Genomic DNA, 23,547 nt, shown 5'->3' on the forward strand with positions numbered 1-23,547 from the left:
CCATGTATCTCGGTCTCGATCTCGGAACCTCCGGCGTCAAGGCGATGCTGATCGACGGCGATCAGAAGATCGTCGGCTCGGCCAATGGTTCGCTCGACGTCTCGCGCCCGCATTCCGGCTGGTCGGAGCAGGAGCCGTCCCACTGGGTGCGTGCCACCGAAGAGGCCGTCGCCGGCCTGAAGGCGAAACATCCGAAAGAGCTTGCCACGGTCAAGGGCATCGGCCTTTCCGGCCAGATGCACGGGGCGACGCTCATCGATGCCGCCGACAAGGTGCTTCGCCCCTGCATCCTCTGGAACGACACGCGCAGCCACGTCGAGGCTGTAGCCCTCGATGCCGATCCGCGCTTCCGCGCGCTGACCGGCAACATCGTCTTCCCCGGCTTCACGGCGCCGAAACTCGCCTGGGTCAGGAAGCATGAGCCTGAGGTTTTCGCGAAGGTCGCCAAGGTGCTCTTGCCGAAGGACTATCTGCGCCTTTGGCTGACCGGCGACTATATCTCCGAAATGTCGGATTCGGCCGGCACCTCCTGGCTCGACACCGGCAAACGCGCCTGGTCGTCCGACTTGCTCGCTGCCACCGATCTTTCCGAGGAGCAGATGCCGGCGCTTGTCGAAGGCACCGAGCAAGCTGGTCAGTTGCGGGCAGAACTTGCGGCGCAATGGGGCATATCCGGCAATGTCGTCGTGGCCGGCGGCGCCGGCGACAATGCTGCCTCGGCCTGCGGCATGGGCACGGTCAGCGATGGCGCTGCCTTCGTTTCGCTCGGCACGTCAGGTGTGCTTTTTGCCGCCAACGGCTCCTATCTGCCGAAGCCGGAAAGTGCTGTGCATGCCTTCTGCCACGCGCTGCCGAACACCTGGCACCAGATGGGCGTCATCCTCTCGGCCACCGATGCGCTCAACTGGCATTCCGGGGTGACCGGCAAGTCGGCGGCCGATCTCACTGGCGAACTCGGCGAGACGCTGAAGGCGCCGACCGGCGTCACCTTCCTGCCCTATCTTTCCGGCGAGCGCACGCCGCACAATGATGCCGTCATCCGCGGCGCCTTCATCGGCCTCGAACATGAAAGCAGTCGTGCCGTTCTCACCCAGGCGGTGCTCGAAGGCGTGGCCTTTGCCATCCGCGACAATCTCGAAGCGCTGCGTTCGGCCGGCACCGGCATCTCCCGCGTCACGGCGATCGGCGGCGGTTCGCGCTCGCATTACTGGCTGGCGTCGATCGCGACTGCGCTCGGCGTCCCGGTCGACCTGCCCGCCGATGGCGATTTCGGCGCGGCCTTCGGCGCCGCGCGCCTCGGCCTGATTGCTGCGACGGGTGCCGATCCGATTGCCGTCTGCACGCCGCCGGTGACATCAGGCACGATCGAGCCGGTGTCGGCGCTGAGCGGCGCTTACGAGGATGCCTTTAGGCGCTATCGCGCACTCTATCCGGCGATCAAGTCGCTGGCGCATTGAGAACTGGCCGGCGGCCCCTCATCCGCCTGCCGGCACCTTCTCCCCGCTGGGAGAAGAGATTCGCGGCGGCGCCTCAGTTCCCTTCGCACGTGGGGAGAAGGCTCGGATGAGGGGCCGGATGGCACAACCGATAAGACTGAATTACGAACCCCAAGGAGACCAAGATGAGCACCGGATTTTTCGGCGATATCCAGAAAGTAAAATACGAAGGCCCCGACAGCACCAATCCGCTGGCCTTCCGCTACTACCAGCCTGATGAAATCGTCATGGGCAAGCGCATGGAAGACCATTTGCGCTTTGCGGTGGCCTATTGGCACACCTTCACCTGGCCGGGCGGCGATCCCTTCGGCGGCCAGACCTTCCTGCGTCCCTGGTTCGAGGACACGATGAAGGCCGCCAAGCTCAAGGCCGACGTCGCCTTCGAATTCTTCTCGCTGCTTGGCTCGCCCTACTACTGCTTCCATGATGCCGACGTGCGTCCAGAGGGCAGAAATTTCGCCGAGAACACCAAAAACCTCAATGAGATCGTCGACTACTTCGCCGAAAAGCAGGCCGCGACCGGCACCAAGCTGCTCTGGGGCACGGCGAACCTCTTCTCCAACCGCCGCTATATGTCGGGCGCGGCGACCAACCCCGATCCCGATGTCTTCGCTTTCGCAGCGGCGACCGTGAAGACGTGCATCGACGCGACGCAGAAGCTCGGCGGTGAGAACTATGTGCTCTGGGGCGGCCGCGAAGGTTACGAGACGCTGCTCAACACCGATCTCAAGCGGGAGCTCGACCAGCTCGGGCGCTTCCTCAACCTCGTCGTCGAATACAAGCACAAGATCGGCTACAAGGGCACGATCCTGATCGAGCCGAAGCCGCAGGAGCCGACGAAGCACCAGTATGATTACGACGTCGCGACCGTCTACGGCTTCCTCAAGAAGCACGGCCTCGAAAACGAGGTGAAGCTCAATATCGAGCAAGGCCATGCGATCCTGGCCGGCCACTCCTTCGAGCACGAGCTGGCGCTTGCCAATGCGCTTGGCATCTTCGGCTCGATCGACATGAACCGCAACGACTACCAGTCCGGCTGGGATACCGACCAGTTCCCGAACAATGTTCCCGAAATGGCGCTTGCCTACTACCACGTTCTGGCAGGCGGCGGCTTCAAGACCGGCGGCACCAACTTCGACTCGAAGCTTCGCCGCCAGTCGCTCGACCCGGCGGATTTGCTGATCGGTCATATCGGCGGCATGGATTGCTGCGCCCGCGGCCTGAAGGCCGCCGCCAGGATGATCGAGGACAAGGCTCTGTCACAGCCGCTCGCCGATCGTTATGCCGGCTGGGAAACGGCTGAAGCGCAGAAGCTCTTCCGCGGCGAATATTCGCTGGATGAGATCACGAACTGGGTCGAGACCAAGGACGTCAACCCGCAGCCGAGATCCGGCAAGCAGGAACTGCTCGAAAACGTCGTCAACCGTTACGTCTGATCACGCGTGCCGGCGGTCATCGGCCGCCGGCGCAATTTTTTGTCGCCGGCTATATCTCTGTTCAGCGCTTCAACCAGTTGCGCGATGGTGCGGAGACGGAGTTTCGAACCACCAGATCCGGCCGCAGCAGGATTTCCGTCTCGGTCGGCCGGCCATCGGACAAGAGCTCCAGCAGCAGCGCCATCGCCTGTTTGCCGATTGCCGTTCGCGGCTGGCGGATGGTCGTCAGCGGCGGGGATATGAAGACGGCCTGCGGCACGTCGTCGAAACCGGTCACCGAGAAGTCCCTTGGAATGTCATAACCTCGCGCGCCGAGGCCGACCATGACGCCGATCGCCGTCTGATCGTTCACGCACATGAAAGCGGTGGGAAGCGTGTCGCGCATGAAAAGCTGCTCCACAGCATGCCGGCCGCTTTCGATCGTGCCGTCGCCTTCGAGCACGATCCTCAGATCGGGCGGGATGCCGGCGGCATCGAGACCGGCATCGTAGCCCATGCGGCGCCTGATATAGGCAAGCCGGGTGCGGGAATCACCGATGAAGGCGATCTTGCGATGACCTTCGGCCAATAGCAGGTCCACCGCCTTTCGCGCCCCCTCGGTATCGTCGACGCCGACATAGGGAATACCGCCGTTGAAGACGGGCTCGAAAACACCGACACTCGGCGGCAGCCGCGCCGTCATCGTCTGATGCCCGAAGGGCAGGATGCCGGTGAACAGGATCAGCCCGGCAGCTTGGTTGGAATTCAAGAATTTGAGATATTCGAGCCCGCGCTGGGCGTCGTTCTGCGTGTGGCCGATCAGGATACCGTAGCCATGCGCGCGCGCCTCGTTTTCCAGCCCGACGAGAATGTTGGAGAAATTGGGGTCGCCGATGTCGGGCGCCACCACGAGGATCATGTTGGAACGGCCGAGCCTCAGGCTGCGGGCCATGGCATTGGTGGTATAGCCGGTGACGGCGATCGCCTGGTTGACCTTGAGTCTGGTGGAGTTGGCGACCTTCTCCGGCATATGGATCGCCCGGGACACCGTCGCGATGGAGACCTCGGCGATCCGGGCGACGTCTTCGATTGTTGCGGGTGTGGAATTCGACACTGAGCTCTGCCTTGGGCTGTCTTCGCCGCGACACTACACAGACTTGTCGACAGGTCAAAGGCAGGCTTCAACGGATCTGCGTAAATCCACCATGTAAACCTTTACATGCCAGATGTAAAGGTTTACATAAACTTCAATGCGGACGGGAGCCGCAGTGCACAGCACCCGAAAACAGCAAGCGGTTTTCAGAATGGGAATGTGCGCTAGTTCAAGGTGATGGAGCGGCGCCGGCAGGTTCTGCCGGATGCAAGGCGCTCTTGGGGGAGGGCATAATGACCGTGGAGATCGCCGACACCGCACCCGTGGTGCTGTCCGCCAGGCGTATATGCAAATCCTTCAGCGGCGTGCAGGTGCTTTTCAGCGTCAATTTCGATCTCCGCGCCGGCGAAATCCATGCGTTGATGGGTGAAAACGGCGCCGGCAAATCCACGCTCGTCAAGGTGTTGTCCGGTTTCGAGCAGCCGAGTTCCGGTGAGATCCTGCTTGACGGCAAGCCCGTCGTTCTGCCGCCGAATGGCGCCGCCGAGGCGCTCGGCATCGTCATCATTCACCAGGAATTCAACCTCGCCGAACATCTGACCGTGACGGAGAGCCTCTTCCTCGGACGCGAAGTCACACGCTTCGGCGTGCTCGACCGCAAATATATGCGCTCGGAGACACGCAAAGTTCTCGATGTGCTCGGTTCGCATGTCGATGAAAATGCGCTGATCAGCACGCTGTCCATCGCCGACAAGCAGATGGTCGAAATCGCCAAGGCCATCAGCCGCGACGCGCGGGTCGTGTTCATGGATGAGCCGACCGCAGTCTTGTCGCGGGAAGAGACCAATATGCTGTTCAAGCAGGTCCGCAAGCTGCGCGATCAGGGCACCAGCTTCGTCTTCGTTTCGCATAAGCTCGATGAAGTGATGGAATTGACCGATCGTGTCACGGTGCTGCGCGACGGCCAATGGATCAAGACGTCGCCGACATCCATTCTGGACGGGGAATCGATTGCGCAGCTGATGGTCGGTCGCGAACTTTCCAGCCTTTATCCCGCCAAGGTCGAGCCGGATGTCGACGAGGAGATCGTCTTGAGCGTCGCCTCGGTGTCGACGGGTTATGTCAAAGATGCGAGTTTCGAGGTGCGCAAGGGCGAGATCATCGGTTTTTCCGGCATGATCGGCTCCGGCCGCACCGAGCTGATGGAAGCGATCGCCGGGTTGCGGACCCGTCTCGAGGGCGAGGTGGTGATCAAAGGGGCCGCCGTTCCCTCCGGCGACGTGCATGCCGCCAATCGCTGCGGCCTCGCCTATATGACCAAGGATCGCAAGTCGAAGGGCCTGCTGCTGCGTTCCGGCATGGTCACCAATCTGACGCTGCAATCGCTCGGAAGGCATTCTCGCCGAGGGTATCTCAGCCCCGGCAGCGAAGCGGCCGCGATGGCAAAGGCCAAGCGGCGCTTCGACATCCGGGTTCGCGACGGCAATATCGTCGCCGGCCGGATGTCCGGCGGAAACCAGCAGAAGCTGCTGCTGGCCAAGGTCATGGAGACCGAGCCCGACATCATCATCATCGACGAGCCGACGCGCGGCATCGATGTCGGCACCAAGCAGCAGATCTATCATTTCATCTCGGCGCTGGCCCGGGACGGCCGGTCGATCATCATCGTCTCGTCGGAGATGCCCGAGGTCATCGGGCTTTGCACGCGGGTCGTGGTGATGCGCGAAGGGCATATCGTCGGCGTACTCGAAGGGGACGAGATCTCCGAGCAGGAGATCATGCGTTGTGCCGCCGGGCTGAAGAGGAAAGCGGCGGCCTGAGCGCCGCAGCGGACAGATAAGATGCCCAGAAAGAATGGGGCGGGAGGTTGGTTTTGGAAATGAGTGTCAACGAGGAGACCAGGGAAATCCGGCGCCGATCCTGGCGGGATGTCGATCTGCGTGCGGTCGCGCCTTTCGTCGCCCTGGCGCTGCTTCTGATCGTCGGAGCCCTGGTCAATCCCAATTTTATCGGCATCACCAATCTTGCCAATGTCGCGACGCGCAGCGCCTTCATCGCCATCATCGCGGTCGGCGCGACTTTCGTGATCTCGGCCGGTGATCTCGACCTGTCGGTGGGTTCGATGGTGGCCTTCGTCGCCAGCCTGATGATCCTGCTGATGAACTCTGGCGCCATCGAAAACCCCGCTCTGATGCTGACGGTCGCAGTCGTCTTCACGCTGGTCGCCGGCGCGCTTTGCGGCCTGGCGAATGGCCTGATCACCACGGTGGGCAAGATCGAACCCTTCATCGCGACGCTCGGCACGATGGGCATCTATCGCGGCCTGACGACATGGCTGTCGCAGGGCGGCGCGATCACGCTTCGCTCCGCCGATATCCAGACGCTCTATCGTCCCGCTTATTTCGGCACCATCGCCGGAGTGCCGATCCCGATCGTGGTGATCCTGGCGGTGACGGCGGTTGCGGCCTTCATTCTCTACCGCACCCGCTACGGGCGCCATGTCGTCGCTGTCGGGTCGAACAGCGATGTCGCCCGTTATTCCGGCATCGCGGTCAATCGTGTGCGGACGATCGCCTTCGTTATCCAGGGCCTGTGCGTCGCCATTGCCGTGCTGCTCTATGTTCCCCGTCTCGGCTCGACCTCGGCGACGACAGGCATCCTGTGGGAGCTGCAGGCGATCACGGCGGTCGTGGTCGGCGGCACGGCGCTGAAGGGCGGCGCCGGCAGGGTCTGGGGCACGATCTGCGGCGCCTTCATTCTCGAGCTCGTCGGCAACATCATGCTGCTTTCGAATTTCATCAGCGAGTACCTGATCGGCGCCATCCAGGGTGCGATCATCATCATCGCCATGTTCGTGCAGCGCTCGCTGGTGCGCAAATCATGAATTGCCCCGGTTTGCATTGATCGGGCTCAGGATTGACCGGACTTACAGGGCGTCCGGTCCCGATATGGAAAAGTCCCTGAAATTATTGGGAGGAAATGGCATGCGTAAATTGATGTTGGGCCTGGCGGTTGCGGCGGTGACGTTCGCCGGCGCCGCTCACGCCGAGGATAAGAAATTCACGATCGGTGTGTCCATTCCGGCCGCCGACCACGGCTGGACGTCGGGCGTGGTCTTCCATGCCGAACGTGTCGCCAAGCTGCTGATGGCCGAACATCCCGGTCTCAACGTCATCGTCAAGACCTCGCCGGACGCTGCCAGCCAGGCAAATGCCGTGCAGGATCTCGACACGCAGGGCATCGACGCCCTGGTCATCCTGCCGTCGGATCCGGATCCGCTCGTCAACGCCATCAAGGAAGTCAAGGGCAAGGGCAAGTTCGTCGCGCTCGTCGACCGCGCGCCGTCGAGCAACGACAACTCCGTGCGCGACCTCTATGTCGCCGGCAACAATCCGGCGCTCGGCGAAGTCGCCGGCAAGTACATCAAGGACACCACGCCGGATGCCGAAGTCGTCATTATCCGCGGTCTGCCGATCCCAATCGACCAGCAGCGCCAGGACGGCTTCGACAAGGGCATTGCCGGATCGAAGGTCAAGGTTCTCGACCGCCAGTACGGCAACTGGAACCGCGACGATGCCTTCAAGGTCATGCAGGACTACCTGACCAAGTATCAGAAGATCGACGTCGTCTGGTGCCAGGACGATGACATGGCCGTCGGCGTTCTGCAGGCCATCGAGCAGGCCAAGCGCACCGACATCAAATATGTCGTCGCCGGCGCCGGCTCCAAGGACATGGTCAAGAAGGTCATGGACGGCGACAAGATGATCCCGGTCGACGTTCTCTATCCGCCGGCAATGGTCGGCACGGCCATGGAACTGACGGCGGCCGCCCTCTACGATCAGGTCCCGGTTCACGGCAGCTACATCCTCGACGCGACGCTCGTGACCAAGGACAATGCCAAGGACTTCTACTTCCCGGATTCTCCGTTCTGATCCATCGGCTGGTGATATGCGCCCATTCGAAAGGATGGGCGCATTTTATGCTTCCATATATGTACGCAGCTGAAAATGCTGCACGTACCTCTTGCCCGCCAAAGCCCAGCATGATTAGCTCGCAGCCGTATCGCATCCGGCCTTGCGCCAAAACGCGAGCTGAGGCGAGGAGGCGCCTTGCGCCCGCCAAATTGCGTGCTACAACACTTCAGAAACGTTTACGGTCGATATTCAGGGAGGAATCTGACATGAAGACGATCAAGGGCCCCGGCCTTTTCCTTGGCCAGTTCGCGGGCGATGCCGCGCCTTTCAATTCCTGGGACGCGATCACCAAATGGGCGGCCGACATCGGTTACAAAGGCGTCCAGGTGCCGACCTGGGCGAGCCAGTTGATCGATCTGAAGAAGGCTGCGACCTCCAAGGATTATTGCGACGAATTCGCCGGCAAGGCCCGCGAAAACGGCATCGAGATCACCGAACTCTCCACCCATCTGCAGGGTCAGCTCGTCGCCGTTCATCCGGCCTATGACGAAGCCTTCGACGGGTTTGCTGCTCCTGAGGTGCGCGGCAATCCCAAGGCCCGTCAGGAATGGGCGGTCGAGCAGGTCAAGATGGCGCTGACGGCATCGAAGAACCTCGGCCTGAAGGCGCATGCGACCTTTTCCGGCGCGCTCGCCTGGCCGTTCATCTATCCCTGGCCGCAGCGTCCCGCCGGCCTGGTCGAAACCGCCTTCGACGAACTTGCCCGCCGCTGGACGCCGATTCTCAACCATGCCGACGAAAACGGCATCGACGTCTGCTACGAGATCCATCCGGGTGAAGACCTGCATGACGGCATCACCTTCGAGATGTTCCTGGAGCGCGTGAAGAACCATCCGCGCGCCAACATGCTCTACGATCCCTCGCACTACGTCCTGCAGTGCCTCGATTATCTGGACAACATCGACATCTACAAGGACCGCATCAAGATGTTCCACGTCAAGGATGCGGAGTTCAACCCGACCGGACGCCAGGGCGTCTACGGCGGCTATCAGGGCTGGGTGGAACGGGCCGGCCGCTTCCGCTCGCTCGGCGACGGCCAGGTTGATTTCGGCGCGGTGTTCTCGAAGATGACGGCCAATAATTTCGACGGCTGGGCCGTGGTCGAATGGGAATGCGCGCTGAAACATCCGGAAGACGGCGCTCGCGAAGGGGCCGAATTCGTTGCCGCCCATATCATCCGCGTCACCGAGAAAGCCTTCGACGATTTCGCCGGCAGCGGCACGGATCAGGCGGCCAATCGGCGGATGCTGGGACTCTGAGACACAAGGCGTGCCGCGAGGACTGGCTGCCCCTCACCCTAACCCTCTCCCCGTTATGACGGGAGAGGGGACCTGCCCCACGAGATGTTGGAGTGGGACGGAGGCGGCGCGACATATCCCTTCTTCCCGCTGGCGGGGGTCTGAAAGACGGGTCGAGACCCGTGGCTCGACCCAGGCAAAGGTGGCGGCAGCCGGATGAGGGGCGCATCCGCACCAAGTTAAATTCCAGGAGGACAAGAATGGCAATCGAAGCATCATCCGAACAGACCCGTGAGCCGCGCATCCGGCTCGGCATGGTGGGCGGCGGCGCCGGCGCGTTCATCGGTGCGGTGCACCGGATCGCGGCGCGCATCGACGATCAGTACGATCTCATCGCCGGCGCGCTGTCGTCGACGCCTGAAAAGGCGGTTCAGTCGGGCCGCGATCTCGGCCTCGATCCGTCGCGGACCTATTCCAGCTACCGCGAGATGGCGATCCGCGAGGCGAAGCTGAAGAACGGCATCGAGGCGGTAGCGATCGTCACGCCGAACCATGTGCATTACGACGCCGCCAAGGAATTCCTGAAGCGCGGCATCCATGTCATCTGCGACAAGCCGCTGACATCGAACCTTTCCGATGCGAAGAAGCTGAAGAAGATCGCCGACGACAGCGGCGCGCTCTTCGTGCTGACGCATAATTACACCGGTTATCCGATGGTCCGCCAGGCACGCGAGATGATCGCCAATGGTGAACTCGGCGATATCAGGGTCGTCCAGGCTGAATATCCGCAGGACTGGCTGACCGAGGCGGTTGAACAGACCGGCCAGAAGCAAGCCGCCTGGCGCACCGATCCGGCACAATCCGGCGTCGGTGGCTCGACAGGCGATATCGGCACCCATGCCTATAATCTCGCCGCCTTCATATCCGGACTGGAACTCGACAGCCTCGCTGCCGATCTCGACAGCTTTGTCCCCGGCCGCCGGCTGGATGACAATGCCCATGTCATGCTGCGCTTCAAGGCAAAGGGTTCGGAGAAGCCGGCTAAGGGCATGCTCTGGTGCAGCCAGGTGGCGCCCGGCCATGAGAACGGCCTGATGGTGCGCGTCTACGGCAGCAAGGGCGGCCTGGAATGGACCCAGAAGGATCCGAACTATCTCTGGTACACGCCATTCGGCGAGCCGAAACGGCTAATCACCCGGGGCGGCGCCGGTTCGGGCGCGGCTGCCGGCCGCGTCACGCGCGTGCCGTCTGGACATCCGGAGGGTTATCTCGAGGCCTTTGCGACGATTTACACGGAAGCCGCGCATGCGATCAATGCCCGTAAGAAGGGCAAGACCGTCGACAAGGCGGTGGTCTATCCCACCGTCGATGACGGCGTGAAGGGGGTGGCCTTCGTCGAGGCTTGCGTCGCGTCCTCGAAGAAAAACGGCGCATGGGTCAAGGTCTGACCTTACCGATCCGCATCGCCCAATGAAAAACGCCGAGGTGGGCTTAAAAGTCGCCTCGGCGTTTTGTTTATAGTGATCAGGCAGCAGCGGTACGGCCGCGCTTCAGCAGGTTGTCAACGCTGAGCGGTCCGGCGCCTGCCGCCACCAGATACAGAAAGACGAAGCAGAACAGGATCGCCGCGACGCCGCCGTTCTGTGCAGGGTAGATGCCCTTCGAGGCATGCCCGATGAAATAGGCGAAAGCCATCAGGCCCGAGAGCACGAAGGCTGCGATCCGGGTCTGGAATCCGACCAGAACCAGGAAGCCTAGGGTGAGTTCGATCAGCCCGGCAATCCACGAGAGCGAGCCTGCGGGCGGCACGCTGGCAGCGGCCGGAAAATGCAGAATCTTCTGCGTTCCGTAGCTGAACAGCACAAGTGACGAGACGATGCGCAGCAGGCTCAGCAGATGGGGCTGCAACAGATGGATCGAAGACAGCATCGGATTCCTTTCATGTTTTGCGATGTCTTGTTTGCGATGTCTTGGCGGTGTCCGCGATCGCCGGCCCGACATCAAGTCACGACTGGTGACATTCGCGTTATGAGGGCAGTCGCGTTCCACTCCCCGGCCTGTACTTTGCTTTCCGGCTTGGCTAAATCCGAGCCCGGACGATCCATTCACACGCTGAGAAATGGGATTTACAGATGATCGATGCGAAGACGCTTGCAAGCCGCCTTCCCGGCGATTTCACCTTCGGCGTCGCCACCGCCGCCTTCCAGATCGAAGGTGCTGTTAAGGCCGACGGGCGCAAGCCATCCATCTGGGATGCTTTCTGCAATATGCCCGGCCGAGTTTATAATCGCGATAATGGCGACGTCGCCTGCGACCACTATAACCGGCTGGAGCAGGATCTCGATCTTATCAAGGATATGGGTGTCGAAGCCTACCGCTTCTCGATCGCCTGGCCGCGCATCATCCCCGACGGCACGGGTGCGGTGAACGAGGCCGGGCTCGATTTCTACGACCGGCTGGTCGACGGCTGCAAGGCGCGCGGGATCAGGACCTTTGCCACGCTCTATCACTGGGACCTGCCGCTGCTGCTGGCCGGCGACGGCGGCTGGACGGCGCGCTCGACCGCCTATGCCTTTCAGCGCTACGCCAAGACGGTGATGAACCGGCTTGGCGATCGTCTCGACGCCGTCGCGACCTTCAATGAGCCGTGGTGCATCGTCTGGCTGAGCCACCTCTATGGCATCCATGCGCCGGGCGAGCGCAATATGCAGGCCGCCCTTCACGCCATGCACTACATGAACCTCGCCCACGGTCTCGGCGTCGAGGCGATCCGCTCGGAAGCCCCTGCGGTGCCCGTCGGGCTCGTGCTCAACGCCGCCTCGATCATCCCCGGCTCCGAGAGCCCGGCCGATCTTGCCGCCGCCGAACGCGCGCATCAGTTCCACAACGGGGCCTTCTTTGATCCCGTCTTCAAGGGTGAATATCCGAAGGAATTCGTCGAGGCGCTCGGTGAGCGCATGCCTGTCATCGAGGACGGCGACATGATGCTGATCAGCCAGAAACTCGACTGGTGGGGTCTGAATTACTACACGCCCGAGCGCGTCACCGACGATGCCGAACGCAACGGTGATTTCCCCTGGACGGTGAAAGCGCCGCCGGCAAGCGACGTCAAAACCGATATCGGTTGGGAAATCTATGCGCCGGGATTGAAGCTGCTGGTCGAGGACCTTTACCGTCGCTACGAACTGCCGGAATGCTACATCACCGAGAACGGCGCCTGCGACAACACCGGTATCGTCGACGGCGAAGTCGACGATACCATGCGTCTCGATTATCTCGGCGACCATCTCGATGTCGTGGCGGGCCTCATCAAGGACGGTTATCCCATGCGCGGCTATTTCGCCTGGAGCCTGATGGATAATTTCGAATGGGCGGAAGGCTACCGCATGCGTTTCGGCCTCGTCCATGTCGATTATCAGACCCAGTTGCGCACGGTGAAGAAGAGCGGCAAGTGGTATCGCGAACTCGCAGCACAATTCCCGAAGGGCAATCACAAGGCGGGTTTGTGGGACAGCTGACCTTGTTTCTCTCATTTTCCGCATCGGCAGGCAAAGAAATGGGCCCTCGCAAATCTTCAACAGTTGGTTGCTTAAACGTTTTTGAACTCTTGGCTGGCAAAGTCAGACGGTCAGGGAGCCGTGATGCAGACAGCCGGAAAGTCGCAGAGCAAGGGTTTGGGAGTAGGCCGTCACATCACCGTTACGGGGGTGCTTTTCTCCTTTGCCGTCATCGTTGCAATCGTCACCGTCATGGTGCTGACGGCGCTCGAGCGCGTGGCCGAAAATGCCAATCTCCTCGATGACGAGCGCTCGCGCGAAACGACGATCGGGGCGTTGAAGACTTTCGAGGACCAGCTCGGCGCGACGCTCGACGATTACGCCGCCTGGGACGATGCTGCCGTCAACGTCTATTCGCCCGACGGCATGGCCTGGACGGTGAGCAATTACGGCGAGATGTCGGTCAACAGCTCGCTTTTTGACATGGCGATTGTCATCGATGACGGGAAGAAGCCGATCATGGCCTATCGCGACGGCAAGCCGATGGAGGATCCGCTTGCGGATTTCTTCGCGCCGTCGCTCTGGACCCTGTTCGACGCGGCCAAGGCGGCCGACCCGGCCGGGACTCCCCAGGCAGTCGGCTTCGTCACCACCAAACGCGGTGTTGCTGCTGTCGGCGTCGCCCTGGTGCGGAAAAAATCCGGTGCGCTGGATGCGCCTGCCGGCCAGCATCGCTATCTCGTCTTCGCCCGCCATCTCGACAATGACCGGGTGACCGCGCTCGGCCAGACCTATGTCATCGGTGGGCTGAGGCTGGCGCCGGCGAGCTTCGAGGCCGATTATTTTGTGCCGATCGTCGATCCGACGGGGGCAACGCTTCAAAAGCTTGTCTGGACCTCGCGTTCGCCGGGTGATGTCGGCTACGCACAGGTGCGACCGATGGTCCTGCAGGCGCTCGGCCTTGTCGGGCTGTTCTTCGTGGTGCTGCTGGTCATCGGCTGGTTCACCGGCCGCCGGCTGAAGGCCGATGAAAACAGCGCCCGCGAGGAGACGCTGCGCGACCGGCTGAGCGGCCTTTCCAATCGCGACGGTCTTGGGCTTGCCGTCGACCGTTTCGTCGTCGAGGCGCGCCAGACCAAACGCAACGTGCTGCTCCTCTATCTCGACCTCGACGGCTTCAAGGAAGTCAATGACAGTTATGGCCACGGCACCGGCGATCAGTTGATTCGCGCGGTCGCGGCCGGTCTCGACGTGCTTATTCCGCAAGGCGCGGTTCTTGCTCGCATCGGCGGCGATGAATTTGCGATCGCCTTTCTCTCGGATGGCGAGAATGCCGCGGCCCTGCAACTTGCCGAGCAGATCCTTGATTTTCTGGTCGAGCCGCTGGAGATCGGTCGCCGCGTCGTTGTTGTCGGGGCCAGCATTGGCATCGCCATGTCGCCCGCCGGCACCATCGGCCGGGAGGAGCTGGTGCGCCGCTCCGACCTTGCCATGTACAAGGCGAAGGAAGCCGGCCGTGCGCGCATGACGCTTTACGATCCGTCGATGGATGCCGACCGGGAGCAGCGCAATGCGCTGGAACTCGACCTCAGGATGGCCATCGAAAGCGGTGATCTAACGCTCGCCTACCAGCCGCTGATCGATGCGGCCTCGTATGCGCCGACCGGCGTCGAGGCGCTGGTGCGCTGGAACCGTCCGGGTCATGGCCCTATCTCGCCCGAGGTGTTCATCCCGATCGCCGAGACCAGCGGCCTCATCGAATCGCTCGGCCTGTTCGTACTGCGCAAGGCCTGCGAAACAGCCAAGCAATGGCCGGAACTCAACGTTTCGGTCAACGTCTCCCCTGGCCAGTTCCGCAATCCCGCTTTTGCCGATTATGTGCGCTACGTGTTGAAGCAGACGGAGGTCGAGGCCGCCCGCATCACGCTCGAGATCACCGAAGGCTACATGATCCAGAATCCGCAGCGCACCCGCCAGTCGATCGAACGGCTGAAGGCGCTGGGGGTCAAGGTGGCGCTCGACGATTTCGGCTCCGGCTTCTCGTCAATCGGTTACCTCAGGCAGTTCGGCTTCGACCGCATCAAGATCGACCGCTCGCTGGTCATGGGGGTCAATGAGGACAAGCGCCAGCGCGAGATGCTGCAGGCGACCGTGGCGCTTGCCCGCTCTCTCGACATTCCGGTGACCGCCGAGGGCATCGAGACCGAGGAGCAGGCAATCGCCATGCGCCTGTTCGGCTGCGATTGCCTGCAGGGTTATCTGTTCGGAAAACCGATGACCGCCGATCTGATCACCGAGATGCTGCACGCGCGGCATACAGCCGAACCGGAAGGCCGGCGCCGTCTCGGCGCAGCCTGACGGGCGCTGGGAGATTTTCCTAACACGCGGCTGATCCGGAAAGGATACTGACTCAGCTGCCGATATGCCGCTGGCCGCGTTTCCTCGCGAGGGCGATCTGGTGCTGCCGCTGACGGTAGCGCAGCCGATCCTCTTCGGTGCGGGTGTGGTAGCAATGGCTGCAGGAAACGCCTTCCTCGTAGAGCGCCGAGGTGATTTCTTCCGCGGTGATCGGGTTGCGGCAAGCATGGCATAGCCGGTGTTCGCCTTCCTTCAGCCCGTGCTCGACGGAGACGCGCTCGTCGAAAACGAAGCAGGCGCCGTCCCAGAGGCTTTCCTCCTGCGGCACTTCTTCGAGATATTTCAGGATGCCGCCCTTCAAATGATAGACTTCGTCGAAGCCCTCGGCCTTCATGAAGGCGGTGGCCTTCTCGCAGCGTATGCCGCCGGTGCAGTACATGGCGATCTTGGGCTTGTTGTGCAGGCCGGAATTGTTGCGCACCCAATCGGGAAATTGGCGGAAGGTCTTCGTCTTCGGGTCGAGCGCGCCGCGAAAGGTGCCGATTGCCGTCTCGTAATCGTTGCGGGTGTCGATGACGATCGTATCGGGATCGGAAATCAGCGCGTTCCAGTCCTGAGGCGCCACATAGGTGCCAACCACTTTGTTGGGGTCGATATCCTCGACGCCCATGGTAACGATCTCTTTCTTCAGCTTAACCTTCATGCGCAGGAAAGGCATTTTCGAGGCGCGGCTTTCCTTATGCTCCAGACCCAAGAATTCCGGCTGGGTCCGCAGAAAGGAGAGCACGGCGGCAACACCGGCATCCGGGCCGGCGATCGTGCCGTTGATGCCCTCATGTGCCAGAAGCAGAGTTCCCTTGACGCCGCTCTCCTCGCAAAGCGCCTGCAGCGGGCCTTGCAGGCTCTCAAAGCGCGGCACGGATACGAAATGGTAGAGTGCGGCCACGAGGAACGGGCTGGTGTGTGTTAGGCTGTCGGTCATGGGGGCGGAAATACAGAAAATCGGCGGATCGTGCAATTGCCTTCACGGGTGGCCGCTTTGGCGGATGAGCGATTGATGCAGGTCGCCGGGAAGTGTGCAGCGGTTCTCGAATAACGACATGCATCAAAACAAGAGCTAAAGCGCGTCGCATGAATCAAGTTTGATGCGACGCGCTTTAGGCTTTCGCCTGCCATTCGGAAAACGGCCGCACGCCAAAGCTTGGGTCCGGAGTGTCGTCGAGGATGCTGATGAACTCGATGGAGTGTCCGTCGGGATCCTTGAAATAGATAGACAACGCCGGCATCCAGCCGAGAACCACCGGCTCCGTCGCTGGCTCACCGGTAAAGCCAAGAGGCTCCACCCCCTTTTCCTTGAGGCGGGCGGGCGCCTGCAGCACCCCGTCGGCGGTCATGCGGAAGGCGATGTGCAGCCGCATGTTCAGCGGTCCGGTTCCGGCTTCCCAAAGGCCGAGCATGCCGGTCTTCCGGTCGTCCACCCAGAGGAAAGCGACTTTGCGCTCCTCGAAGGAGGCCGCCGGTTCGAGCCCGACGATATCGCGGTAGAAGTCCGTGGAGGTTTGGAGATTGGCAACGGTCAGATGGGTCTCGTAGAGCCCGAGCAGCTTCGGCATCGCGGTATTTTCGGCGGTCATTTCTTCCTCGCGGGTCAGATCTAGGCTTTCTCGACCGCCGGAGGCTAGGACCTCAAGATTGGTTGAGGTCAATAGTTCTTGTTGAAATATTTCAGAGGCGTTGGCGCCATAGGGATGCCGCCTTAGCTCCCGGCCGTCAGCCAGAGAAGCTCGATGCGCTGTGCTTCCTCGTCGGGATCATCGGCGAAGACGGTTTCGGCTTTGACAAGCGCTTGCCGCCGGTCTTCCTGCTGGCGGAAGATGATGGCGTCGAGCAGATGGGCTAGGTCGTCATTACGGGTGAAGAGCTGCGGCTCGGCCTCGACCAGTTCGGAGAGCACGGCAAGATCATGGATATGGCCGAGATCCTCGACGAGTTCCTTGGCCGCGTCGCGCTTGGCCTTCATCGCCCCGGGCCAAACATCGCGCAACAGGCTATGATAGAGCCGATAGTCGTAGGTGCGTTTGCGCAGCTTGTGGAAGTCGTCGGCAGATGCCTCGCCATGGCAGGCAGCAAGCGCCGCATTCGCCTTTCGTGCGATGCGGCGCCAGCTCTTCGCCAGCTTGCGGGCATTCTTGCGGTGGCGGCCATTGAACGAGACGCCATCCAGGGCGGCGGACGCCTCCTTCAGAACGTCGGTGGTTTCCGCCAAGCGCTGTTTAAGGCCGCTTTCGGCCTGCGCCATCCAGTCACGGCGGCCTTCAAGCACGGTGATGATGCGGCCGAGTGCCTCGCTCTCTTCTTTCTCGCGGGCAGTCCGCTGCAGATATTGCGCCGTGCCGATGAGGGCGTTGGCATCGCGGATCGCCGAAAGCGAACGGGCGGCATCGCGCAGCCTGGCATTTTCGCGATCCTGGAAATCCGGCGCCTCGCGGGCCACGAGCCGGTAGAGCGAGCGCAATCGTTTCAGGTTCTTACGGAAGGAATGGATCGCCTCATGGGCGCCGTCCGGCTGTTCTTCGATCAGTGCGATCGCATCGTCCAGCTGCTCTTTCGCGGCGCTGCGGAATTCACTGGTGAAATCAGCCTTAGGCCGAATGCGGTAGGCCATGCCTGTCGTGCCCATATTCTGTGGCAAGGGCCTGGTTGGAATAGCGGAAATCGCCGGTTACTTCGCGGCCGAGCCAAGCGGGCAGCGCTGGATCGTCTGTCTCTGCGGTCATCTCGACCTCGGCAATCACAAGGCCGCGATGTTCGCCGGCAAAGACGTCGACCTCCCAGACGAAACCCTCATACGGAACACGGTAGCGCGTCTTCTCGATGACGATGCCGATCGCGTTCTGCAACAGTTCCTCGGCATCGGCGATCGGGATGTCGTATTCGAATTCGTCACGAGTGATGGCGCTGCGGCCGATCTTGATCGTCAGTCTCGCCTTCCTGCTATCGAGGATACGCACCCGGACGGAACGATCGTCCATGGAGGCGATATAGCCCTGCTTCAGTGCAGACTTCGTCTCGACGGCGGAACGCCATCCATCGCTGCGTACGAGGAACTTCCGCTCGATCTCTTTCGCCATACCGGTGAACCTTTTGTGACGATGCCGCACGGTAGCCCACTTTCCCGGGATTTCATACCCACCCTGTCTTAGGAATTGGTTTTATCTCGACAAGGTTCCATTAGGACGTTATTCGGGGTCGAATTCAATCGTTTCAAGGAAGTCGCACGGCTATGGGCGAGAAAACAGAAAAGCTCCTTTCCATCCTGAAACTCCAGCCGGTCGTTCCGGTCCTGATCGTCGACGATGCCAAGTCGGCCGTAATGCTGGCCCGCGCGCTTGTCGCGGGCGGTCTGAAGGCGATCGAGATCACCATGCGCACGCCGGCGGCACTCGATGCCGTGCGCGCCGTCGCCGCCGAGGTCGAGGGCGCCGAAGTTGGTGCCGGCACGATCCTGAACGCCGCCCATTGGGAAGCCGCCGTCGAGGCCGGCTCGAAATTCATCGTCAGCCCGGGCACGACGCAGGAACTGCTCGATGCCGCAGCCGATTCCGATGTGCCGCTGCTTCCCGGTGCTGCGACCGCCAGCGAGGTCATGGCTTTGCGCGAAGAAGGCTATCAGGTGCTGAAGTTCTTCCCGGCAGAGCAGGCTGGCGGCGCCGCTCTGCTCAAGGCGCTCTCCTCGCCGCTGGCCGGCACGCTGTTTTGCCCGACCGGCGGCATTTCGCTGAAGAACGCCAATGACTATCTGTCGCTGCCGAACGTCATCTGCGTCGGCGGCTCCTGGGTGGCGCCGAAGGAACTGGTCGCGGCCGGCGACTGGGCGGGGATCACCAGGCTCGCAGCAGAGGCTGCGGCGCTGAAGGCCTGAGTTTGGGGCAGGGGATGAGCCTCACGGCACAATTCCCCCTCCTCTGTTTGTATTCCAACCGTCGCAAACCTATGTAGTCCTCCAGCTAACAGGGAGACGACGAGGAATGTTCGACGCGAAGAAGCTTCTCGACCAGTTCTTGGGTTCGCAGGTGCCGGGCCTTGGTGGCTCGGTCCGCGACAGGGCGGGCGAGGCCATGCAGACGGCAAAGAACAATCCGATGAAGACCGGTGCGATCGCAGCCGCGCTTCTCGGCACCAAGACCGGCCGGAGTATTGCTGGCAACGCCCTGGCGATCGGCGGTCTTGCCGCTATCGCCGGCCTCGGCTACCAGGCCTACAAAAATTACCAGGCAGGGCAGGCGCCAGCAGCCCCTTCGGATGCACCCTCGGCCAACAATCCGGTTCTCCTGCCACCGCCTGTCGAATCCGGCTTCGGGCCGGCCTCGCCGGCCGGCAGCAATGAGTTTGTGCTGGTGCTGATCCGCGCGATGATCGCTGCCGCCAAGGCCGACGGTCATATCGACGATGCCGAACGGGCCCTTATCATGGACAAGGTCAAGGCCGCCGATGTCAGCGGCGAGGCTGCGGCCTTCATTGAACGCGAACTCGCTTCGCCGACCGATCTCGATGCACTGGTCGCCGCCGCGACGACGGAAGAACAGCGCGTCGAACTCTATACCGCCTCGCGGCTCACCATCGAGCCGGATTCGCGGGCCGAGCGTGGTTATCTCGATCTGCTTGCCGGCAGGCTCGGCCTTGCCGACCAGCTGGTCGATCATATCGAGGCGACGGTGTCCTCCGCAAAAGTTACCTTGTCACAGTAACATCTAGGCCGGTTGCCTTTGTCGGGCGGCTGGCCTATCCACTCCTGGACAAGGGGAGTGAACATGCGCGATCTTGCAAATTTCAAGGGCTGCCCGGCGCCGAAGCCGGTGACGCTGAAAGGCCGTTTCGTCACCGTCGAACCTTATCGGCGCGCCGAGCATCTCGAGGCGCTGTGGGACGGGCTTGGCGGCATGGGCATCAACCCGCTGCTTCTCTATTTCGCGCAGGACGATTTCTCCGGGATCGAGGATTTCGCCAACTGGCTGGAAACCGTCTACACCAAGTCCGGCTGGCTCACCCATATCTTCCGTGACAACGCCACCGGCAAAATTGTGGGCATGGCGAACTACATGCGCGCCGACCCGGCAAACGGCGTCGTCGAGATCGGCGGGGTGGCGCATGGTGCGGAGATGAAGCGTTCGCCGCTTTCGACCGAGGCGCATTACCTGATGGCCAAGCACGTTTTCGAGGAGCTCGGCTACCGCCGCTACGAATGGAAATGCGACAATAAGAACGAGGCGAGCAAGACGACGGCGGCGCGCTACGGCTTCAGCTTCGAAGGGGTCTTCCGCCAGCACATGATCGCCAAGCACCGCAACCGCGACACCGCCTGGTTCTCGATGATCGATGCCGAATGGCCGCTGCTCAACGATGCCTTCGAGGCCTGGCTTTCGCCGGAGAATTTCGATGCCGCCGGCAATCAGATCCGCCGTCTGCAGGATATTCGCGCCGATCTGGAAAAGGAAAGGCTCGCGTGAGCCCCGAGAGCCGCTCGCAGGCAATCGCCGCCGCCATCATCCTGCTCGGCGCCGGCCTCGTCCTCTATTTCCTGCCGACCATCGTTTTATGGATCGGCAATTTCTCGCCGGTGCTGGGGATCGCCGTCGGCGTCTGCCTGATCATGGCGTTTTTCGCGGTTTTCTGGCTGCGGGCGCGCTATCAGCGCAGCAAGGGGAAGTAGCCTATCCCTGCAGCGACGCTCCGAGGAGCAGGGTCCCGATCACGATAACCAGCACGGCGCCGAGGATTTCGATGGCGTTGCCGATCCAGACAGAGGCGGTTGAGCCGCGTCCGGATAGGCGGACGGCGGCACTCTTGGCGGTGACGGCAAGGGTGGCCAGCAGGGAAACGGTGATCGCGGTGCCGAGCGACATGGCGGCAACCGACAGCACGCCCCCGAGATAGAGCCCGTTCAGCAGCGAAAAGGTCATGACCAGCAATGCGCCGGAGCAGGGGCGAAGGCCGACGGCGACGATCGCCGACCATGCCTCGCGGGCACTGAACCTGTCGCCGGCAAGCAGGGCGGGATCCGGCACATGAGCATTGCCGCAGGTCTCGCAGGCCATGCCGGGAACAAAGGTATGGCTGGCTTCGACAGCCTGCGCCTTGCCGTTGAACGCATAGGTCTGGCGTTCGGCGGCATTGTCCTTCCAGTCGAGCATCATGCTGACCGGACCGGCTGACGCCGCCATCAGCCGGCGGTGCGGCATGTTGCCGAGCATCGAGCGCAGTTTGCGGAACAGCAGCCAGCCGCCGAACAGGATGACCATGACGAAGCTTGCGATCTCCATCGCATGGGTCGCCGCCGTCAGCGTGATGCCGGTGCCGCGCAGCACCAGCCAGGCGCCGCCGACCAGCGCCACCGCCACCACGCCTTGGATAAAGGCCGAGATGAAGGAAATCACCACGCCGCGCTTCAGCTCGATCTCGTTGGCGATCATGTAGGAGGAAATGACCGCCTTGCCGTGACCGGGGCCGGCGGCATGGAAGACGCCATAGGCGAAGGACAGGCCGATCAGCGAGGCCAGTTGCCACGGATCCTCACGCATCGCCTTCAAGGCATCGGTCAGCGCCCGGTAGAAGGCCTGTTGCTCGTAATTCACATAGAGCAAAAGCGGTGCGAGCGGCCCGCCGGTCGGCTGGAAGCTCGGTTCCGCCGTGCCGATGCCGAGCGGCGATTGCGCATGGGCGAGGGTTGCCGCAGCCAGAAGCGCCAAGACCGAGGCGGCAAGGATGAACGGCAGGCGTTTCGTCAGCATGTGACCTCCAGCCGGGTGGCGAAGAGTTTGGACATGTTGGTGCCGGTGGGATCATTGAAGAAGGCGTCGGTCAGCGACTGCTTGTTCTGCGAGATCACCTGGTCGGCATCCGGCCGCACCACCTGATGCTTGCAGGCCTTGAAGCCGTCGCCGACGATTGCCAGTTCGTTGTCGGTGGGAAAGTCGATCGAGGTATACAGCGTCGGGTCGTAGACGCCGAAGCTGAGCCTGCCTTTCAGCGGCATCTTCTCCACCGGCTTGACCGCGAAGAACATCAGCAGCTGGCCATCCTTGTAGTCGACGTGGATGATGTCTGGCTTCTGAACGGTGACGTTCTTCCCGTCGATGGTCAGGTTCATGTAGTAATCATATTCGGCAAGCGACTGCTTTACCGTTTTTCCGACCTCGGCGAGCTCGTTCGGCTCCAGCTTTAGATCGGTGTTCTTGTCGAAATCCATGACGACCGAGGAGGAGAAAACCTCGTCGAAACGCCAGACATTGCGCAGTTCCTCGACGCTGCCATCCTTGCCGGCCACGACCTCGAGGCGCGCCTCCACGAAGATGTGCGGATGGGCAAGGGCGGCGGCCGGCGCCAGCGAAACAAGCGCGGCCATCAGTATCGTCGAATATCTCATTTGTTCCGCTGCCCTGTTCGGTGACCCTGACTTCTTGCCAGAAATTGGGACGGAATTGGGACCGGATTCCGCATTGGATTCAGAGAGCCGTGGGTTTGCGCGGGGCGCGATGTCGCAGCCGCAAGAGCGACGTTACGGATGTTTCTTGAACCAGTTGTTGAGATAATCGACGAAGATCCTCACCTTGGCCGGTAGGTAGCGGCGGTGCGGATAGACGGCATAGATGCCGCGGTCGGTCGGGAGATAATCATTGAACAGCGTCACCAGCTCGCCGCTCTCGATCGGCTTGCGGGCGATGAAATCTGGGATGAGGGCGATGCCGATGCCGGCGAGGGCTGCGCGCAAAGTCGCATGCGGACTGTTCACCTCCATCGGGCCGGAGACGGCGACGGTGAATGAGGTGTTGTCGGGATTGTGGAAGCGGATGCTCGCCTGGGTGCGCGAATTGGTATCGACGATGAAAGGGACGTTGGAAATGTCACTCGGATGGGCAAGATCGGGATGGCGTTCGAGGAAATCCGGGGTGGCGCAGAGGTGGACGCGAAAATCGGAGATTTTGCGGGCGATCATGCCGGAATCTTCGAGCTTGCTGATGCGAATCGCCACGTCGAAGCCTTCCTCGATCAGGTCGACAAACCGGTCGTCGGCGGCGATCTCCAGCGAAAGATCCGGGTTCTCCCTGGAGAAATCGATCAGCGACTGGCCGACATCGGCATCGACGAAAGTGCGGGGCACGGATATGCGCAGCCGTCCCTTCAGCTGCGCATTGTTTTCACGCACGAGGTCGGCAAGGTTATCGATCTCCTTGAGGATATCGGAGGCGCTACGGTAATAGGTGTGGCCGGCCTCGGTCATGGAGAACTGCCGGGTGGTGCGGTTGAGCAGCAGGGCGCCGAGTTCATCTTCCAGCTCGCGCACATATTTGGAGAGCAGCGCCTTGGAGCGGCCGGTGCGCCTGGCGGCGGCGGAAAAGCCTTCGGCCTCGACGACATCGATGAAGGCGCGTATGCGGGTCAAGGTATCCATGGCCATCCCTTAAACTGTTTCGGAATG

The 23,547-nt window shown here is 61.9% G+C and carries 22 protein-coding genes; 13 read left to right on the plus strand and 9 right to left on the minus strand.

Annotated elements, in window-relative coordinates:
- Positions 1-2: 2 nt before the first annotated feature.
- Both xylB and xylA read left to right on the plus strand, forming a co-directional pair.
- The gene (gene xylB / locus MF410_RS22015; RefSeq protein ID WP_097628683.1) at positions 3-1,457 is read left to right on the plus strand and encodes a xylulokinase; all 1,455 of its coding nucleotides are present in this window, start codon (positions 3-5) and stop codon (positions 1,455-1,457) included.
- A 164-nt stretch (positions 1,458-1,621) separates the two neighbouring features.
- Entirely contained in the window at positions 1,622-2,932 is a 1,311-nt protein-coding gene (gene xylA, locus MF410_RS22020) for a xylose isomerase (protein ID WP_097628684.1), read from the plus strand.
- Positions 2,933-2,993: 61 nt separating this feature from the next.
- On the opposite strand, the gene MF410_RS22025 is transcribed toward xylA, so the two are convergent.
- On the minus strand, positions 2,994-4,025 hold the full coding sequence (locus MF410_RS22025) for a LacI family DNA-binding transcriptional regulator (RefSeq protein WP_097628685.1): 1,032 nt from the start codon (positions 4,023-4,025) through the stop codon (positions 2,994-2,996).
- A gap of 272 nt (positions 4,026-4,297) precedes the next feature.
- Between MF410_RS22025 and MF410_RS22030 the strand changes: the two genes are divergently transcribed.
- The 5 genes from MF410_RS22030 to MF410_RS22050 all read left to right on the plus strand — a co-directional run bounded on the left by MF410_RS22030 (position 4,298) and on the right by MF410_RS22050 (position 10,664).
- Entirely contained in the window at positions 4,298-5,824 is a 1,527-nt protein-coding gene (locus tag MF410_RS22030; protein ID WP_239620057.1) for a sugar ABC transporter ATP-binding protein, read from the plus strand.
- Positions 5,825-5,883: 59 nt separating this feature from the next.
- Positions 5,884-6,888, plus strand: coding sequence for an ABC transporter permease (locus MF410_RS22035; protein WP_003590206.1), 1,005 nt, complete (start codon positions 5,884-5,886; stop codon positions 6,886-6,888).
- 100 nt (positions 6,889-6,988) lie between these two features.
- Entirely contained in the window at positions 6,989-7,936 is a 948-nt protein-coding gene (locus MF410_RS22040) for a substrate-binding domain-containing protein (protein ID WP_003590207.1), read from the plus strand.
- Positions 7,937-8,184: 248 nt separating this feature from the next.
- Positions 8,185-9,237 carry a sugar phosphate isomerase/epimerase gene (locus MF410_RS22045; RefSeq protein ID WP_003566650.1) on the plus strand — a complete coding sequence of 351 codons (1,053 nt, stop codon included), beginning with the start codon at positions 8,185-8,187 and terminating at the stop codon, positions 9,235-9,237.
- 239 nt (positions 9,238-9,476) lie between these two features.
- Entirely contained in the window at positions 9,477-10,664 is a 1,188-nt protein-coding gene (locus MF410_RS22050) for a Gfo/Idh/MocA family oxidoreductase (RefSeq protein ID WP_097628687.1), read from the plus strand.
- Positions 10,665-10,740: 76 nt separating this feature from the next.
- On the opposite strand, the gene MF410_RS22055 is transcribed toward MF410_RS22050, so the two are convergent.
- Positions 10,741-11,145, minus strand: a complete 405-nt coding sequence (locus MF410_RS22055) for a DoxX family protein (protein ID WP_097628688.1) — start codon at positions 11,143-11,145, stop codon at positions 10,741-10,743.
- A gap of 203 nt (positions 11,146-11,348) precedes the next feature.
- Between MF410_RS22055 and MF410_RS22060 the strand changes: the two genes are divergently transcribed.
- Positions 11,349-12,734 (plus strand): GH1 family beta-glucosidase, encoded by a 1,386-nt coding sequence (locus MF410_RS22060; RefSeq protein ID WP_097628689.1) that lies wholly within the window; start codon positions 11,349-11,351, stop codon positions 12,732-12,734.
- A 123-nt stretch (positions 12,735-12,857) separates the two neighbouring features.
- Positions 12,858-15,071: a bifunctional diguanylate cyclase/phosphodiesterase gene (locus MF410_RS22065; protein ID WP_097628690.1), complete on the plus strand. Its 2,214-nt coding sequence runs from the start codon at positions 12,858-12,860 to the stop codon at positions 15,069-15,071.
- 52 nt (positions 15,072-15,123) lie between these two features.
- On the opposite strand, the gene MF410_RS22070 is transcribed toward MF410_RS22065, so the two are convergent.
- The 4 genes from MF410_RS22070 to MF410_RS22085 form a co-directional block, all read right to left on the minus strand.
- Complete coding sequence (locus MF410_RS22070; protein WP_097628791.1) at positions 15,124-16,053, minus strand: rhodanese-related sulfurtransferase; 930 nt, start codon at positions 16,051-16,053, stop codon at positions 15,124-15,126.
- Between the two features lie 175 nt (positions 16,054-16,228).
- Complete coding sequence (locus MF410_RS22075) at positions 16,229-16,705, minus strand: VOC family protein (protein WP_097628691.1); 477 nt, start codon at positions 16,703-16,705, stop codon at positions 16,229-16,231.
- Between the two features lie 122 nt (positions 16,706-16,827).
- On the minus strand, positions 16,828-17,736 hold the full coding sequence (locus tag MF410_RS22080) for a CHAD domain-containing protein (protein WP_097628792.1): 909 nt from the start codon (positions 17,734-17,736) through the stop codon (positions 16,828-16,830).
- Entirely contained in the window at positions 17,714-18,202 is a 489-nt protein-coding gene (locus tag MF410_RS22085) for a CYTH domain-containing protein (RefSeq protein WP_097628692.1), read from the minus strand. Before MF410_RS22085 ends, MF410_RS22080 begins: the two co-directional genes overlap by 23 nt.
- A gap of 152 nt (positions 18,203-18,354) precedes the next feature.
- On the opposite strand from MF410_RS22085, the gene MF410_RS22090 reads away from it, so the two are divergent.
- The 4 genes from MF410_RS22090 (at position 18,355) to MF410_RS22105 (ending at position 20,781) form a co-directional block, all read left to right on the plus strand.
- Positions 18,355-18,993: a 2-dehydro-3-deoxy-phosphogluconate aldolase gene (locus MF410_RS22090; protein ID WP_097628693.1), complete on the plus strand. Its 639-nt coding sequence runs from the start codon at positions 18,355-18,357 to the stop codon at positions 18,991-18,993.
- Positions 18,994-19,099: 106 nt separating this feature from the next.
- A complete protein-coding gene (locus MF410_RS22095; protein WP_097628694.1) occupies positions 19,100-19,819 on the plus strand; it encodes a tellurite resistance TerB family protein in 720 nt (239 codons plus the stop codon).
- Positions 19,820-19,882: 63 nt separating this feature from the next.
- On the plus strand, positions 19,883-20,578 hold the full coding sequence (locus tag MF410_RS22100) for a GNAT family protein (RefSeq protein ID WP_097628695.1): 696 nt from the start codon (positions 19,883-19,885) through the stop codon (positions 20,576-20,578).
- On the plus strand, positions 20,575-20,781 hold the full coding sequence (locus tag MF410_RS22105) for a hypothetical protein (RefSeq protein ID WP_003590224.1): 207 nt from the start codon (positions 20,575-20,577) through the stop codon (positions 20,779-20,781). The genes MF410_RS22100 and MF410_RS22105 overlap by 4 nt, the downstream gene beginning before the upstream one ends.
- A 1-nt stretch (position 20,782) precedes the next feature.
- On the opposite strand, the gene MF410_RS22110 is transcribed toward MF410_RS22105, so the two are convergent.
- From MF410_RS22110 to MF410_RS22120, 3 genes are all read right to left on the minus strand, one after another.
- A complete protein-coding gene (locus MF410_RS22110) occupies positions 20,783-21,859 on the minus strand; it encodes a nickel/cobalt transporter (protein ID WP_097628696.1) in 1,077 nt (358 codons plus the stop codon).
- Positions 21,853-22,494, minus strand: coding sequence for a DUF1007 family protein (locus tag MF410_RS22115; RefSeq protein ID WP_131711054.1), 642 nt, complete (start codon positions 22,492-22,494; stop codon positions 21,853-21,855). The genes MF410_RS22110 and MF410_RS22115 overlap by 7 nt, the downstream gene beginning before the upstream one ends.
- Before the next feature lie 132 nt (positions 22,495-22,626).
- Positions 22,627-23,520 (minus strand): LysR family transcriptional regulator, encoded by an 894-nt coding sequence (locus tag MF410_RS22120; RefSeq protein ID WP_097628793.1) that lies wholly within the window; start codon positions 23,518-23,520, stop codon positions 22,627-22,629.
- Positions 23,521-23,547 lie beyond the last annotated feature (27 nt).

This window comes from Rhizobium sp. C104, from assembly GCF_022354505.1.
GTDB classification, from domain to species: domain Bacteria; phylum Pseudomonadota; class Alphaproteobacteria; order Rhizobiales; family Rhizobiaceae; genus Rhizobium; species Rhizobium redzepovicii.

What these genes read in the sequence shown, in the direction of transcription:
- xylB (WP_097628683.1), top strand. Translation starts at nt 3, where the DNA reads ATGTATCTCGGTCTCGATCTCGGAACCTCCGGCGTCAAGGCGATGCTG.
- xylA (WP_097628684.1), top strand. Translation starts at nt 1,622, where the DNA reads ATGAGCACCGGATTTTTCGGCGATATCCAGAAAGTAAAATACGAAGGC.
- MF410_RS22030 (WP_239620057.1), top strand. Translation starts at nt 4,298, where the DNA reads ATGACCGTGGAGATCGCCGACACCGCACCCGTGGTGCTGTCCGCCAGG.
- MF410_RS22035 (WP_003590206.1), top strand. Translation starts at nt 5,884, where the DNA reads ATGAGTGTCAACGAGGAGACCAGGGAAATCCGGCGCCGATCCTGGCGG.
- MF410_RS22040 (WP_003590207.1), top strand. Translation starts at nt 6,989, where the DNA reads ATGCGTAAATTGATGTTGGGCCTGGCGGTTGCGGCGGTGACGTTCGCC.
- MF410_RS22045 (WP_003566650.1), top strand. Translation starts at nt 8,185, where the DNA reads ATGAAGACGATCAAGGGCCCCGGCCTTTTCCTTGGCCAGTTCGCGGGC.
- MF410_RS22050 (WP_097628687.1), top strand. Translation starts at nt 9,477, where the DNA reads ATGGCAATCGAAGCATCATCCGAACAGACCCGTGAGCCGCGCATCCGG.
- MF410_RS22055 (WP_097628688.1), bottom strand. Translation starts at nt 11,145, where the DNA reads ATGCTGTCTTCGATCCATCTGTTGCAGCCCCATCTGCTGAGCCTGCTG.
- MF410_RS22060 (WP_097628689.1), top strand. Translation starts at nt 11,349, where the DNA reads ATGATCGATGCGAAGACGCTTGCAAGCCGCCTTCCCGGCGATTTCACC.
- MF410_RS22065 (WP_097628690.1), top strand. Translation starts at nt 12,858, where the DNA reads ATGCAGACAGCCGGAAAGTCGCAGAGCAAGGGTTTGGGAGTAGGCCGT.
- MF410_RS22070 (WP_097628791.1), bottom strand. Translation starts at nt 16,053, where the DNA reads ATGACCGACAGCCTAACACACACCAGCCCGTTCCTCGTGGCCGCACTC.
- MF410_RS22075 (WP_097628691.1), bottom strand. Translation starts at nt 16,705, where the DNA reads ATGACCGCCGAAAATACCGCGATGCCGAAGCTGCTCGGGCTCTACGAG.
- MF410_RS22080 (WP_097628792.1), bottom strand. Translation starts at nt 17,736, where the DNA reads ATGGCCTACCGCATTCGGCCTAAGGCTGATTTCACCAGTGAATTCCGC.
- MF410_RS22085 (WP_097628692.1), bottom strand. Translation starts at nt 18,202, where the DNA reads ATGGCGAAAGAGATCGAGCGGAAGTTCCTCGTACGCAGCGATGGATGG.
- MF410_RS22090 (WP_097628693.1), top strand. Translation starts at nt 18,355, where the DNA reads ATGGGCGAGAAAACAGAAAAGCTCCTTTCCATCCTGAAACTCCAGCCG.
- MF410_RS22095 (WP_097628694.1), top strand. Translation starts at nt 19,100, where the DNA reads ATGTTCGACGCGAAGAAGCTTCTCGACCAGTTCTTGGGTTCGCAGGTG.
- MF410_RS22100 (WP_097628695.1), top strand. Translation starts at nt 19,883, where the DNA reads ATGCGCGATCTTGCAAATTTCAAGGGCTGCCCGGCGCCGAAGCCGGTG.
- MF410_RS22110 (WP_097628696.1), bottom strand. Translation starts at nt 21,859, where the DNA reads ATGCTGACGAAACGCCTGCCGTTCATCCTTGCCGCCTCGGTCTTGGCG.
- MF410_RS22115 (WP_131711054.1), bottom strand. Translation starts at nt 22,494, where the DNA reads ATGAGATATTCGACGATACTGATGGCCGCGCTTGTTTCGCTGGCGCCG.
- MF410_RS22120 (WP_097628793.1), bottom strand. Translation starts at nt 23,520, where the DNA reads ATGGATACCTTGACCCGCATACGCGCCTTCATCGATGTCGTCGAGGCC.